This window comes from Pseudomonas sp., from assembly GCF_030684895.1.
GTDB lineage: Bacteria > Pseudomonadota > Gammaproteobacteria > Pseudomonadales > Pseudomonadaceae > Aquipseudomonas.
This window is the reverse complement of sequence record NZ_JAUXXP010000027.1, coordinates 1-13,045: the sequence shown is the minus strand read 5'-3', so window position 1 is coordinate 13,045 and position 13,045 is coordinate 1. Positions and strand designations below refer to the sequence as shown.

At 63.2% G+C, this 13,045-nt stretch carries 12 protein-coding genes; 5 read left to right on the top strand and 7 right to left on the bottom strand.

Annotated elements, in window-relative coordinates; genetic code table 11:
- Positions 1-217: 217 nt before the first annotated feature.
- Positions 218-1,252 (bottom strand): bifunctional DNA-binding transcriptional regulator/O6-methylguanine-DNA methyltransferase Ada, encoded by a 1,035-nt coding sequence (gene ada / locus Q8M42_RS05715; protein ID WP_304869486.1) that lies wholly within the window; start codon positions 1,250-1,252, stop codon positions 218-220.
- A 121-nt stretch (positions 1,253-1,373) separates the two neighbouring features.
- Here ada and Q8M42_RS05710 point away from each other — a divergent pair, with 121 nt between their 5' ends.
- Positions 1,374-4,880: a response regulator gene (locus Q8M42_RS05710; RefSeq protein ID WP_304869489.1), complete on the top strand. Its 3,507-nt coding sequence runs from the start codon at positions 1,374-1,376 to the stop codon at positions 4,878-4,880.
- A 13-nt stretch (positions 4,881-4,893) separates the two neighbouring features.
- Positions 4,894-6,081, top strand: coding sequence for an HD domain-containing phosphohydrolase (locus tag Q8M42_RS05705; RefSeq protein WP_304869491.1), 1,188 nt, complete (start codon positions 4,894-4,896; stop codon positions 6,079-6,081).
- Here Q8M42_RS05705 and Q8M42_RS05700 read toward each other — a convergent pair whose 3' ends face one another.
- Positions 6,082-6,363 (bottom strand): DUF2218 domain-containing protein, encoded by a 282-nt coding sequence (locus Q8M42_RS05700; RefSeq protein ID WP_304869493.1) that lies wholly within the window; start codon positions 6,361-6,363, stop codon positions 6,082-6,084. It lies immediately after the preceding gene.
- Between the two features lie 25 nt (positions 6,364-6,388).
- Positions 6,389-7,030 carry an NAD(P)-dependent oxidoreductase gene (locus tag Q8M42_RS05695; RefSeq protein WP_304869495.1) on the bottom strand — a complete coding sequence of 214 codons (642 nt, stop codon included), beginning with the start codon at positions 7,028-7,030 and terminating at the stop codon, positions 6,389-6,391.
- 100 nt (positions 7,031-7,130) lie between these two features.
- Here Q8M42_RS05695 and Q8M42_RS05690 point away from each other — a divergent pair, with 100 nt between their 5' ends.
- Positions 7,131-8,021 carry a LysR family transcriptional regulator gene (locus Q8M42_RS05690; RefSeq protein ID WP_304869497.1) on the top strand — a complete coding sequence of 297 codons (891 nt, stop codon included), beginning with the start codon at positions 7,131-7,133 and terminating at the stop codon, positions 8,019-8,021.
- 36 nt (positions 8,022-8,057) lie between these two features.
- Here the strand turns inward: Q8M42_RS05690 and Q8M42_RS05685 are convergent, their stop codons facing one another.
- Positions 8,058-8,462 carry a DUF2218 domain-containing protein gene (locus tag Q8M42_RS05685; protein WP_304869499.1) on the bottom strand — a complete coding sequence of 135 codons (405 nt, stop codon included), beginning with the start codon at positions 8,460-8,462 and terminating at the stop codon, positions 8,058-8,060.
- A gap of 348 nt (positions 8,463-8,810) precedes the next feature.
- Between Q8M42_RS05685 and Q8M42_RS05680 the strand changes: the two genes are divergently transcribed.
- Complete coding sequence (locus Q8M42_RS05680; protein WP_304869500.1) at positions 8,811-9,698, top strand: PA4780 family RIO1-like protein kinase; 888 nt, start codon at positions 8,811-8,813, stop codon at positions 9,696-9,698.
- Between the two features lie 200 nt (positions 9,699-9,898).
- Here the strand turns inward: Q8M42_RS05680 and Q8M42_RS05675 are convergent, their stop codons facing one another.
- Positions 9,899-10,774, bottom strand: a complete 876-nt coding sequence (locus Q8M42_RS05675; RefSeq protein WP_304869502.1) for a neutral zinc metallopeptidase — start codon at positions 10,772-10,774, stop codon at positions 9,899-9,901.
- A 72-nt stretch (positions 10,775-10,846) separates the two neighbouring features.
- Positions 10,847-11,287, bottom strand: a complete 441-nt coding sequence (locus tag Q8M42_RS05670; protein ID WP_304869504.1) for a DUF411 domain-containing protein — start codon at positions 11,285-11,287, stop codon at positions 10,847-10,849.
- Between the two features lie 143 nt (positions 11,288-11,430).
- Here Q8M42_RS05670 and Q8M42_RS05665 point away from each other — a divergent pair, with 143 nt between their 5' ends.
- Complete coding sequence (locus Q8M42_RS05665) at positions 11,431-11,817, top strand: DUF4345 domain-containing protein (RefSeq protein ID WP_304869506.1); 387 nt, start codon at positions 11,431-11,433, stop codon at positions 11,815-11,817.
- Between the two features lie 2 nt (positions 11,818-11,819).
- On the opposite strand, the gene trmA is transcribed toward Q8M42_RS05665, so the two are convergent.
- A complete protein-coding gene (gene trmA, locus Q8M42_RS05660) occupies positions 11,820-12,908 on the bottom strand; it encodes a tRNA (uridine(54)-C5)-methyltransferase TrmA (RefSeq protein ID WP_304869508.1) in 1,089 nt (362 codons plus the stop codon).
- Positions 12,909-13,045 lie beyond the last annotated feature (137 nt).

The window sequence follows — 13,045 nt, the reverse complement described above, 5'->3', positions numbered from 1 at the left end:
GGTACTGATGTATGCAACTCCGTGATTTGGAGCGGCGCCGCTGAACGCGGTGCCGCTCTTTTTTTGTGCGCGTCATTTGATGACAACGCGCTCCGTGGGAGGAGCTGGGCGGCACTCCGCTTTAGCCGCGACAGATCTTGGTGGCGCTACACGTCGCGGCTAAAGCCCCTCCCACCCAAGCCTGGCATTCAACCGAGCGCTCAGGGTGACGCGGCTATTACGCCTGGGTATCGGCTTCGCCCTTCAGCAGCGTCGCCTTACGTGCCAGCCCCCAGCGGTAACCGCTGAGGCTGCCATTGCTGGCGATCACCCGATGGCAGGGCACCAGCAGACCCAGCGGATTGCTGGCGCAGGCGCGGGCGATGGCGCGTGGATGGCTGCCCAGTTGCGCGGCCAGTTCGGCATAGTTGCGCGTCTGCCCAGCGGGGATCTGCTGCAGGGCGCGCCACACCTGCTGCTGAAACGCCGTGCCGCGAATATCCAGCGGCAGCTGGGCGGCGCGCTGCGGTTCGCTGATCTGCGCCAGCACCTGGCGCAAGCTATCGCCCAGGCCTGGGTTATCCGCATGCAGCTCTGCTGCGGCAAAGCGTTGCTGCAGTTCACTCAGCAGCTGCGCTGGGTCGTCACCAAACAGCAGCGCGCAGATGCCCTTGGCACTGCTGGCTAGCAGCAAGTGCCCGAGCGGGCAGGGCGCGATGCTGTAGCGCAGCTGTTCACCTGCCGCCTGCTTGCGCCGTTGCGCCGGGCTTAACGTGGCAGGTTGCTGGTACAGCGCACGGGTGCCGGAGTAACCGGCGCTCAGCGCGGCATCCAGCACGCTATCTGCAGTCGGCAGTTGCTGTTCCAGACGTGCGCGGCGCTGCGCCTCGCTCCAGGCTTTCGGCGTCAGCCCGGTGCGTGCCTTGAAGGCGCGCGCCAGGTGCGAAGCGGACAGGCCGATACGCGCGGCCAGCTGGGTGAGGGTCAGCGGTTGCTCGCTGCTATTGAGTAGCGCGCAGGCGGCCACCACCAGCGCATCCAGCTGTTCGGCCGGGCTCTGCCCCTGCGGTGAGCAGCGTTTGCACGGGCGAAAGCCGGCGTTCGAGGCGGCGTCAGCATCAACATGGAAACTGACGTTTTCTCGCTTGGGCCGTCGCGCCGGGCAACTGGGTCGGCAATAGATACCGGTGCTGCGCACGGCAAATACAAAGCGCCCATCCTGCGCGGCATCACGGGCGCAAACGGCTTGCCAGCAGCGGTCGGCATCGAGCATGGCGCGATCCTCAATAATCATCGGTTGATTGTCGGCTGCGGCTGGCGGTCTGCCAATGCACATCTGACTTTCAAAGCAGGGCTACGCTGAAGAACACCTGATCGCCCGCAAGGATGCCGCCATGTCGCGCCTCTGCTGCCTGTTGCTGTTATGCCTGCTGCCCACCTTGGCAGTGGCGGCGCTGCCGCTGAACCAACAGCAGCGCGCCTGGATCGCCGAGCATGGGATGATTCGCGTGGGCATTGAGCGCAGCGGCTGGCCGCCGTTTGATGTACTGGACAAACACGGCCAGCATCGCGGTATCAGTGGCGACTACCTGGCGTTGCTCGGCCAGCGCCTGGGCCTGCGTTTTCAGCCGGTACTGATGGACGACTGGGAGGGCGCGCTGCAAGCCCTGCGCAGCGGCCAGGTCGACCTACTGCCTTCGGTGGCCAAGACCGCCGAGCGTGAAACCTTTATGGCCTTCAGCGAAGCCTATCTGACCAGCAGCAGCCTGATCTTTACCCGCAGCGAACTGGCGGTGCAGCGCATCCGTGATCTGGCCGGCAAGCGCGTGGCCATCGAACGCGGTTATGCGTTGCAGCAGGCGCTGCGTGAGCAGGTCGAGGGCGTGCAATTGCTTGAAGTCGGCGACACCGAGGCGGCGCTGCGCGCGGTGTCGTCCGGGCGCGCCGATGCCTATGTCGGCGATATGATCGTGGCCAGCTACCTGATCCGCGAATTAAACCTGACCAACCTGGAGCTGCGTGGCGAAACCGGCTTGTCCAGCAGCGAGTTCCGCTTTGCCGTGCGCCCGGACTGGCCGCAACTGGTCAGTCTACTCAACCTGGCCATGGATGACCTGAGCGATACCGAGCAGGCGACGATCAAGGAGCGCTGGCTGCCGCCGCTGACCGTATTCAACTGGCGACGCCTGCTGGCGGTGGGTTGGCCTTATCTGCTCGGCTTGCTGGCGTTGGTGATTTTCGTGCTGGTGTGGAACCGCCGCCTGACGGTGCAGATCGTCGAGCGCCAACGCGCCGAGGCCGAAGCCAGCCGTCAGCGCAGCACCTTGCTGGCGTTGATCAACGCGATTCCCGATCCGATCTGGTTCAAGGATGTTGACGGCCGTTATGTCGGCATCAATCAGGCCTGCGCCACGCTGTTCGGTCAGCCGAGTGAGGCGGTGCAGGGCCAGCGTGACGAAGCGCTGCTTGACCCGGCCTGGGCCGCCTCGCGCGCCGAGCATGACCGCATCGCCAGAAGCCAGACGCAGCCGTTTGAAAGTGAGGGCTACTCGCTTTACCCGGATGGCCGGCGAGTGATCTTCGATACGTTGCGCACCACCTTCTATGACGAGCAGGGCCAGTTGCTCGGCCTGGTGGGCATCAGCCGTGACATCACTGCGCGCAAGCAGGCGGAGCATGCCATGGCCGAGGCCAAGGAGCTGGCTGAGGAGGCGGCGCGCTTGAAGTCCGACTTCCTGGCCAATATGAGCCACGAAATCCGCACGCCGATGAATGCGATCATCGGCATGTCGCACCTGGCGCTGAAAACCGAGCTGACCCCGCGCCAGCGTGATTACCTGGGCAAGATCCAGCAATCCGGTCAGCACCTGTTGGGGATCATCAATGACATCCTCGACTTCTCCAAGATTGAGGCGGGCAAGCTGACCATCGAACGCATCGACTTCGGCCTGCAGCCCGTGCTGGAAAACCTCGCCAACCTGATCGGCGACAAGGTCGCGGCCAAGGGCCTGGAGCTGGTGTTCAACCTCGACCCGCAGCTGCCGCAGCAACTGGTTGGCGACCCGCTGCGCCTGGGGCAGATCCTGATCAACTACGCCAACAATGCGGTGAAGTTCACCGAGCAGGGCGAGGTCGAAGTGATCCTGCGCGTTGAGCAGCGCGACGCCGAGCAGCTGCTGCTCTACCTTGGTGTGCGCGACACCGGTATCGGTTTGACGCCAGAGCAGATGGGCCGGTTGTTTGAGTCCTTCCAGCAGGCCGATACCTCGACCACCCGCAAATACGGCGGCACCGGCCTCGGGTTGGCCATCTGCAAAAGCCTGGCCGAGGCCATGGAGGGCAGCGTCGGGGTCGAAAGTCAGCCGGGACAGGGCAGTCTGTTCTGGTGCCGGGTGCCGCTGGGCATTGCTCGCCAGCAAACCCAGCGGCTGCTGCCGCAGGCTGATTTGCGTGGACGCAAGGTGCTGGTGGTGGATGACAACGACAGCGCACGCCAAGTGCTGCACGACATGCTGGAAAGCATGAGCTTTCGCGTCGACGCCGTGGCCTCGGGCCTGGCCGCCTTGCAGCATGTACAGCAGGCCAGTCTGCAGGGTGAGCCGTTCGAGGTGCTGCTGGTCGACTGGCAGATGCCCGGCATGGATGGCATCGAAACCCTGCGTCGGGTGCGTGAACTCAACCTGCAACCACCGCCGCACCTGCTGATGGTCACCGCCCATTGCCGTGAGGAAGTGCTGCTGGGGGCGGAGAAGGTCGGCGTCGAAGATGTGCTGCTTAAACCGCTCAACCCTTCGCTGCTGTTCGATGCGCTGATTCGCAGCCTGGCCGGCGAAGGCCCGGCGCAGGGCTTTGCGCGCTTGCCGGCGGGTGAGCAGATTGCCAATTTCAGCTCCTTGCGCGTGCTGCTGGTGGAAGACAACGAGCTGAACCGCGAGGTGGCCTGCGGCCTGCTGCAGGAAAGCGGTTTGCAGATCGATCAGGCCGAGCACGGCGGTATCGCTCTGGAGCTGCTGCGCAGTCATGCCGACGGCTATTACGCCCTGGTGCTGATGGATATGCAGATGCCGGTGCTGGACGGCATCGCGACTACCGAGGCGATCCGCCGCGAGCCGCGCTTTGCTGAGTTGCCAATCGTCGCCATGACCGCCAACGCCATGCCTGCCGACCGCGAGCGCTGCCTGGCGGCGGGGATGAATGATCACCTGGGTAAACCGATTGAGCCGAACGAGCTGTGGCACACCCTGTCGCGCTGGATGCCGATCCAGGCCGAGTCGCTGGCTGAGTCGCCCCGCGTAGCCGAGGCGGCCGTGGACTGGCAGCTGCCAGGGGTGGATGTCGACAGTGGCCTGCGCCGGGTGCTCGGCAAACGCGAGCTGTACCAGCGCCTGCTCGGCAAGTTTGTCGCCAGTCAGGGGGATTTCCCTGCGCAGTTGCGCGCCGCGCTGGCGGCCAATCAGCAGGAAAGCGCCGAGCGTCTGGCCCACAGCCTCAAGGGCTTGGCTGGCAACCTCGGCGCGATGGATCTGGCGGCTCAGGCGGCGAACCTGGAAAGCGCGATCAAGGATGCTCGTCACGATGAACTGGACGGCCTGCTGGCCGAGCTGCAGCAGAGCCTGGACGCTCTGGTGGAAGCAATCAACGCGCAGTTTCCCGCCGCGCCGCCGCACGAATTGCTGGCGGTGGATGCCGAGCAGCTGCTGCAACTGTGCCGGCAGCTGCAGCGGCTGTTCGTCGAGGATGATCCGCGCGCCGGAAAACTCTTCGATGAGCAGGCCGAACTGCTGCGCAGCGCCTTTACTACTGATTACGCGGCGCTGGCTGCTGCGGTGCGTGGGTTTGACTTCGAGCAGGCGCTGGCGCTGCTGCAGGCCGCAGCCGGGCAACGGCAACTGACACTATGAGTGGGGAGTGGTGATGGACAACATACTCGACCGGCCGGATCAGGCCTTGGTGCTGGTGGTGGACGACACCCCGGAAAACCTCGAACTGATGAGCGGGCTGCTGCTCGGCAGCTACCGGGTCAAGGTCGCCAGCAGTGGCGTCAAGGCGTTGCGCATCGCGGCCGGCAGCCAGCAGCCGGACCTGATCCTGCTCGACATCATGATGCCGGAGATGGACGGTTACGAAGTTTGCCGCCTGCTCAAGCTCAACCCGGCCACGGCGGATATTCCGGTGGTGTTTCTTACCGCCAAGACCGAGGTGGCTGACGAGCAGCACGGCTTTGACCTCGGCGCGGTGGACTACATCACCAAACCGATCAGCCCGCCCTTGGTGCTCGCCCGCGTACACGCGCATTTGCAGCTCAAGGCCAGCGCGGATTTTCTGCGCGACAAAAGTGAGTATCTGGAGCTGGAAGTACGCCGCCGCACCCGCGATATGCAGCGCCTGCAAGAGGTCACCATCGAGGCCATGGCCAGCCTTGCAGCCATGCGCGACAACCCTTGCGGCAAGCACCTGGCGCGTATCGAACCCTATATGACCACCCTGGCCACGGCGCTGGCCCATCAGCAGCCGGCGCTGGTCGATGAGTTGAACCGCGAACGCATCATTCAGCTGGGCAAGTCGGCACTGCTGCATGGCATCGGCAAACTGGTGCTGCCGGATCGCATACTGCTCAATCCGAACCAGCAGCTGCAGGGCGAGGACCTGCAACTGCTGCACCGGCACACCGAAGCCGGGCGTGATGCCTTGCTGGCCGCTGAAGCCAAGCTAGGCAACGTCACCGACTTTCTGCGCGATGCCCGCGATATCGTCTATAGCCAGCATGAGTGCTGGGACGGCAGCGGCTATCCGCAGGGCCTGCTGGGCGAGCAGATCCCGCTGACAGCACGGCTGATGGCGGTGGTCGGTGCCTATGAAGAGCTGACCAGTCACCACCTGTATCGGCCGTCGTGCAGCCATGCCGACGCGCTCAAGCAGATCAGCGCGGCCAGCGGTACGCGCTTCGACCCTTCTGTGGTGCTGGCCTTTATCGAAGCCGCCGATGACTTCGCCAACATCGCCCAGCGCCTGGCCGACGACGCTGCAGCGATTCACTTTGAGCTGCAGCGCCTGGATGAGTCGCTGGGGGAAAGCATCGAGCTGACCCTGCCAGCGGATTGATCACTGCCAGTCGAGGCTTAGCTCGGCCTGCCAGGCGACGCGCTCGAAGTGACTGCTCACCACTTTCTTCAGGCTTTCCAGGCCTTCACTGCTGGCGCTTTGCACGCTGAGGCGCAAGCCCTCTGCCTCGGCCTGCAGCAGGGCGAGGCCGCTGTCGAACTCGATACGCCCCTGCTGCTCATCGAAGCTCACTGGGATCTTGTGGGCGAAGTGTTTGCACAGCCGGCTGATATAGCGGGCCGGTGTGTTTGTAGCGACATAGGCGCTGGCGTTCAGTTGCATGGGTTTCTCCTCATTAATGTGCGGCTTAGTAGCCGACGGTAAAGCGCTGGCGCAGGTGTTGCGGGCGCTCCAGCTCATCGATGATGGCCACGGCCAGGTCAGCCACCGAGATCTGCGCCGGGGCATCGCCATTCATCAGCAGCTGCTCGCCGCCAATGCGGAACTGTCCGCTGCGCGCGCCGGGCTGCAGCAGCGCGGGTGGCGAAATAAAGCTCCAGGCCAGCGCGCTTTCAGTCTTCAGCAGGTTGAGGGTTTGCCGCGCGCCTTCGGCGCCTTCCTTGTACTCAGCGGGGAATTCTGGGGTGTCGATCAGCTGCAGGTTGGGTGCTACATACAGGCTGCCTGCGCCGCCGACCACCAGCAGGCGCTGTACGCCGGCCTGTTTAGTGGCGGCGATGATCGCCTGGCTGCCCTGGATAAAGCGCTCGCGAATATCCGCCGTGCCCCAACCCGGGTTGAAGGCGTGGATTACCGCATCATGGCCCTTGAGTTGCGCGGCCAATGCCTCGGCGTTGTAGACATTGCCAGCCACTGCGCTAAGCGCCGGGTGCTGCGGCAGTTTCGCCGGATCACGGACGATACCGCTGACCTGGTGGCCACGGTCTAAAGCTTCTTGCAGAACAGCTGCGCCAACAAAGCCGCTGGCGCCGATCAGTGCGAGTTTCATGGGTGTCTCCAGGTGGAATTACCTGAGAGGGATAATTGCAGCTGGGTAAAGCTCAGAAAAATAGGCTAAAAAGGCTTTAACTATTAAGCAGGGCTTACGAATGGAGCAGTTAAAGCGCATGGCGGTGTTTGCCACCGTGGTCGACCGTGGCTCCATGGTGGCGGCGGCTGAGGTGCTCGGCATGACGGCCTCGGCGGTCAGCCAGCAGATTCGCAAGCTGGAAGACAGCACCCAGGTCAGTCTGCTGCACCGCACTACGCGTAAGCTGACCCTGACCGAGGCGGGTGCAACCTTCTATCAGAGCTGCGCCCAGGTGCTGGCGCTGGCTCAGCAGGCCGAGCAGCGCCTGGCCGAGTTGCGCGATGCACCGGTGGGCGAGCTGCGTATTGCCGCGCCGGTGGGTTTTTCCGGGCGGCGGCTTAGCGCGGCACTGGCGCCACTGCTGCAGGCGCACAGCGGCCTGAGTTTCAAACTGTTCTTCCATGATGAGCAGGTCGATCTGATTGAGCAGCGCATCGACCTGGCCATCCGCGTTGGCCATCTGGAGGACTCCAGCCTGGTTGCGCGACATATCGGCGATTCGCGCATGCTGCTGTGCGCCGCACCGGCCTACTTACTGCGCAAGCCGCTGATCAATCATCCGCAAGACTTGATCGGTCTGGACTGGCTGATCCTGCATGGCGACAACGCGTTCAACGTGCTGGAGCTGCACGGGCCGGATGCGCAGGTGGAGAAGCTGCGGGTGGAAAGCCGGGTGGGCTGCAACAACATTCTCGCCGTACGGCAGTTCACCTTGGCCGGCATGGGCGTGTCGTTGCAGCCGGAGCAGGAGGTGCGTGAGGAATTGGCCAATGGCAGCCTGCGCGAGCTGTTGCCGCACTGGCGTATGCCGCCATTCGGCATCTACCTGGTAACGCCGCGCCGCGATGCGCAACCGGCCAAGGTGCGCTATGCCATCGAAGCGCTACGTCAGCATCTGCTGGCACCCTGAGCGCTGCGGAAAAATGGTGGTGGTTTTCGCCGCTTGCTATTGCCAGTCGAGGCTTAGCTCCGCCTGCCAGGCAAACCGCTCGAAGTGTGCCGCGATCAGGTGCTTGAGCTTGTCCAGGTCTTGCGCATTATTGCTCAGGGCGGTGATATACAGGCCGGTGCGGTCCGCATGCAGGTGCGAGAGGCCGAAGGCGAACTCGATGCGGCCGTGGTGCTCATCGAAACTCACCGGCAGCTTGTGGGCGAACTGGGTACACAGGCGGCTGATATAACATGCCGGCGTGGTGGTGGCGATATAGCTGGAGGCAATGCACGGCGCGCTGATGCCCTTGCAGCGCTCAGGGAGGGCATGGCGCTGGGCGGCTAGGGCTTCCAGTACGTTGCGCGGGTAGAGGGCAGGCCTCTGGGTCATGTTGCTGATGCCAGATTGGGCGCGTTTCATGGTTATCTCCCCCAATCACTGCAGGCTCAGGCAAGGCGCCTTCGCGGGGTAAAAGTCAGGTCCAGTACGTTAAGGCGTGAGCGACTGGCGATTATGTTGCCCATGGGACAGCGCTTAATCTCTTTTGGTTGCATCGAACGCTGGCTTGTCATGTCTGGTTTGCTTCGTTTGTTCGGCTATAAAACGCCGCCAGCCAGCGTGGCTAAGCGGTTTTCTCCGTGTCAGGCAGGCTCGCGCAATACCCCGCAAGCTGGGCCGTGCTGACAGGAGGGTGGGCGCTGCGTAAAGATTGCCGTATAACGGGCGGCAGAGTCGACTTGGGCAACACAGGACCCCTGATTAAAGCTGATGAAGACGCCAAAACGTATTGAGCCCCTGGTCGAAGCCGGGCTGGTCGATGAAGTGATACGCCCGCTGATGAGCGGTAAAGAAGCTGCGGTCTATGTGGTGCGCTGTGGTGAAGAACTGCGCGTCGCCAAGGTCTATAAAGAAGCCAACAAACGCAGCTTCCGTCAGGCCGCCGAGTACCAGGAAGGCCGCAAGGTGCGTAACAGCCGTGATGCCCGGGCCATGGCCAAGGGCTCGAAGTACGGCCGCAAGGGCCAGGAAGACGCCTGGCAGAATGCTGAAGTGGCGGCGCTGTTCCGCCTGGCCAGCGCCGGGGTGCGGGTGCCCAAGCCGTATGACTTCCTTGAAGGCGTATTGCTGATGGAGCTGGTCGATGACGGCGAGGGCGATGCCGCTCCGCGCCTCAACGATGTCGACCTGCACCCGGATGATGCCCGCGAATTTCACGCCTTTATGATTCATGAAGTGGTGAAGATGCTTTGCGCCGGCCTGGTGCATGGCGACCTGTCGGAGTTCAACGTACTGCTTGATCCGGGTGGCCCGGTGATCATCGACCTGCCGCAGGCGGTGGACGCTGCCGGCAACAACCATGCGTTCAAGATGCTTGAGCGTGATGTCGGCAACATGTCCGCCTATTTCGGCCAGTTCGCCCCGGAATTGAAGTTCACCAAGTACGCCAAGGAAATGTGGGCGCTGTATGAGGCCGGGGAACTGACCCCGGAAAGCCCGCTGACTGGCGAGTTCGATGACCCGGAAGAAGAAGCCGATATCGACGCAGTGATGCGCGAAATCAAGGCCGCACTGGCTGATGAGGAGCGGCGCCAGGCGTTGCTGAATGCCGAAGATGCGCCCAAGGGTGAAGAACCCCCGCCACCTTGGGCGCAATAGGCCAGAGCGCTGCTAAGAAAAATGCCGCTTACCTGATCAGGTAAGCGGCATTTTTATGTCCGTTATCCAGGTCTGCCAGCGTTCAGCCTGTAGGGTGGATCGGGGCGCGTAGCCGACGCTTTTTTCATCCACCATCTGGAGGCGCGGTGGTGGATGGGTGGAGCGACATCCACCCTACGGGCCGCACCATGGGCCTAGGGCTATAGCCGCGTGGCCTTGAAGGTGTCGCAACGGCCGATATCACCGCCGTCGAAACCGGTCTTGAACCAGCGCACGCGTTGTTCCGAGGTGCCGTGGGTGAAGGAGTCCGGTACCACCTGGCCGCGCGCCTGCTTCTGCAAGCGGTCATCGCCGATAGCATTGGCGGCGTTCAGCGCTTCCTCGATATCCCCTGGCTCCAGCCAGTCATGCCGGCGTTGACCGTGGAAGGCCCACACGCCTGCCAGGCAATCGGCTTGCAGTTCCTGACGCACCAGCAGGCCGGTGGCGCCTTCTACCCGCTCGCCACGCTGGCGGGCGGCGTTGACCTTGGCCGAGACGCCGAGCAGGGTCTGCACGTGGTGACCGACTTCATGGGCAATCACATAGGCCTGGGCAAAGTCGCCGGCCGCACCAAAGCGCTGCTCCAGCTCGCGGAAGAAAGCCAGGTCGATATACACCCGCTGATCGCCGGGGCAATAGAACGGCCCGACCGCTGAGTTGGCGAAGCCACAGGCGGAATTCACCCCGCCGCGAAACAGCACCAGGGTCGGGTCGCGGTATTGGCGGTTGGCGCTCTGGAAGATTTCCCGCCAGGTGTCCTCGGTATCGCCAAGTACCGCGCGAACAAATTCCGACTGCTCGTCATTGCTTGCCGGCGCGGAGCTTTGTGGCGCGCTGATCGAGCCGCCCTGCATGGCTTGCCCGGCCAACTGGCCGAGGATCTGCATCGGGTCCTGGCCGCTGAGCAGGCCGACGATCACCACGATGGCCACGCCGCCGAGGGTCAGGCCCTTGCCGCCACCCATGCGTGAGCCGCTGCCGCTGCCGCGTGCGTCCACTACGTTGTCACTTCGTCTCCCGCGTTTCCAGCGCATCGTTATCGTCCTGTGTGCATGCCGAGCTTGAGTGTTGTTCGCTGGCGTGAGCGGCGCCAGTGCAGTCGTTATTTATTCGATGGTGGGGTATTCGCTGATCACCCGCTCTGCGCCTTGTTTATCCAGGCCGATGACCTGATAAGCGTCGCGTACATTGCCGTACTCCATACCCGGTGAGCCGGCTGGCATGCCCGGGACTGCCGCGCCGAGCAGATCGGGCTGCTGGCGCAGTTTGAGAATATCGGCGGCTGGTACATGGCCTTCGACAAACTGGCCGTTGATCACCCCGGTGTGGCAGGACGACAGGCGCGGCGGCACGCCCAGGCGCTGTTTGACCGCACTCATGTCGGCCTCGACATGATCGACCACGTTAAAACCGTTGTCCTGCAGGTGGCTGATCCAGGCCTTGCAGCAGCCGCAGTTGGCATCGCGGTGCACGTCGATGGTCAAGGGGTCGGCGGCAAAACTCAGGCTGCTGACAAACAGCCCGGCGAGAACAAGCAGCTGGCGCATCGGGTAACTCCTGGCAGGTGAAAGGCTGAGCATAGCGCCGGGCGGCCGTGGCTAACCACTGGCGATTTCCGAAAGGCGCGACGGAGGCTTATGCTGCGTGCTCGATTTCTGGGCTCTCGAATTCCACGAAAAGGATGCTGTCCATGTTGTTTGCACGCGTAGTACTGGTGATTCAACTGTTGGCATTGGCGGGGCTGGGGCTGGCCTATTTTGTCCAGCCCCATGAAATGGCCAACCTCAGCGGCATGCTGCTGATGTCGCCGGCTGCCGCCACGGATGTGCGGGCCTTCTATGGCGGCCTGCAGCTGGGCCTGGCGGCGTTTATCGGCCTGTCGCTGAGTCGGCTGGACTTCACCCGCGCCGCGCTGACCCTGCTGGTGCTGCTTTACAGTGCCCTGGCGTTGGCACGCATTGGCGGCCTGTGGCTGGATGGCGGCGCACAGCAGACCTTCAATCTCTATGCGCTGCTGCTGGAAGTGGTCTCGGTGGGGCTGTGCTTCTGGGCGCTGCGTGGGTTGCAGCGCCTGTAACCTTAGCGGCGTTCCAGTAGCACACCCGACTCCATATGGTGGGTGTAGGGGAACTGGTCGAACAGCGCGCAGCGCGTCACTTTATGGGTGTCGCTGAGCTGGGCGATGTTGGCGGCCAGGGTCTCCGGGTTGCAGGAGATATACAGGATGCGCTCGAAGCGCCGGGTCAGCTCGCAGGTGTCCGGGTCCATGCCGGCGCGCGGCGGGTCGACGAACACGCAACCGAAGTCGTAGCTTTTCAGGTCGATGCCAGCCAGGCGGCGGAACGGGCGCACTTCATTCAGCGCCTCGGTCAGCTCCTCGGCGGACAGGCGAACCAACGTCACGTTATCCACTTGATTGTCGGCCAGGTTGGCCAGGGCTGCGTTGACCGAGGACTTGCTGATCTCGGTGGCCAGCACCTTGCGCACGCGGGTGGCCAGCGGCAGGGTGAAGTTGCCGTTGCCGCAGTACAGCTCCAGCAGGTCATCCTGGCGCTCGCCCAGCGCGTCAAAAGCCCAGGCGAGCATCTTCTGGTTCACCTCGCCGTTGGGCTGAGTGAACGCGCCCTCTGGCTGGCGATAGCTGAACGTGCGGCCAGCAACCTGCAGTTTCTCCTCGACATAATCCCGGCCAATAACGATGCGCTTGCCCTTGGAGCGGCCGATGATGCTGACCTGCAAGTCGGTGGCGAGCTTCTCGGCCTCGGCCTGCCAGGCAGCATCCAGCGGGCGGTGGTAACACAGGGTGATCAGCCCGTCGCCGGCCAGGGTGGTGAGAAACTCGACCTGGAACAGCTTGAAGGAAAGCGCCGAGCTCGACTGCCAGGCGCTTTTTAGCCGCGGCATCAGCGCATTGATCTGCGCGCTGGCGATGGGGAAGTCTTCAAAGAAGATCGGGTTGAGGTTATCGCCGGCCTCGAACATCGCGTAGTGGCGGTCCTCACCTTCACGCCACAGGCGGAATTCGGCGCGCAGGCGATAGTGCTCGCGCGGCGATTCAAATACGTCCGGAGCGGGGGCGTTGAACGGTGCCAGCAGCTCGATCAGGCGCTGCTGCTTGTCAGCAAGCTGGGCGGCGTAGGTGGCGGGATCGAACTGGGAACGGCTCATGCAGGACTCTTTTCAAATTGGAGGCGGGTGAGCGTTTGCTCACCCGCTAGGTCATAAACAGGCTGTAGAAAAACTATCTACGTTGCCGATGCGTCGTTAAAAACAGGCTCAAAATGCTCATTTACAGCTCGTAAACT

Bases quoted from the DNA above. Each gene is read 5' to 3' on its own strand.
- Q8M42_RS05670 (WP_304869504.1), bottom strand. From the start codon at position 11,287: ATGCGCCAGCTGCTTGTTCTCGCCGGGCTGTTTGTCAGCAGCCTGAGT.
- Q8M42_RS05685 (WP_304869499.1), bottom strand. From the start codon at position 8,462: ATGAAACGCGCCCAATCTGGCATCAGCAACATGACCCAGAGGCCTGCC.
- ada (WP_304869486.1), bottom strand. From the start codon at position 1,252: ATGCTCGATGCCGACCGCTGCTGGCAAGCCGTTTGCGCCCGTGATGCC.
- Q8M42_RS05680 (WP_304869500.1), top strand. From the start codon at position 8,811: ATGAAGACGCCAAAACGTATTGAGCCCCTGGTCGAAGCCGGGCTGGTC.
- Q8M42_RS05700 (WP_304869493.1), bottom strand. From the start codon at position 6,363: ATGCAACTGAACGCCAGCGCCTATGTCGCTACAAACACACCGGCCCGC.
- Q8M42_RS05695 (WP_304869495.1), bottom strand. From the start codon at position 7,030: ATGAAACTCGCACTGATCGGCGCCAGCGGCTTTGTTGGCGCAGCTGTT.
- trmA (WP_304869508.1), bottom strand. From the start codon at position 12,908: ATGAGCCGTTCCCAGTTCGATCCCGCCACCTACGCCGCCCAGCTTGCT.
- Q8M42_RS05710 (WP_304869489.1), top strand. From the start codon at position 1,374: ATGTCGCGCCTCTGCTGCCTGTTGCTGTTATGCCTGCTGCCCACCTTG.
- Q8M42_RS05705 (WP_304869491.1), top strand. From the start codon at position 4,894: ATGGACAACATACTCGACCGGCCGGATCAGGCCTTGGTGCTGGTGGTG.
- Q8M42_RS05690 (WP_304869497.1), top strand. From the start codon at position 7,131: ATGGAGCAGTTAAAGCGCATGGCGGTGTTTGCCACCGTGGTCGACCGT.
- Q8M42_RS05665 (WP_304869506.1), top strand. From the start codon at position 11,431: ATGTTGTTTGCACGCGTAGTACTGGTGATTCAACTGTTGGCATTGGCG.
- Q8M42_RS05675 (WP_304869502.1), bottom strand. From the start codon at position 10,774: ATGCGCTGGAAACGCGGGAGACGAAGTGACAACGTAGTGGACGCACGC.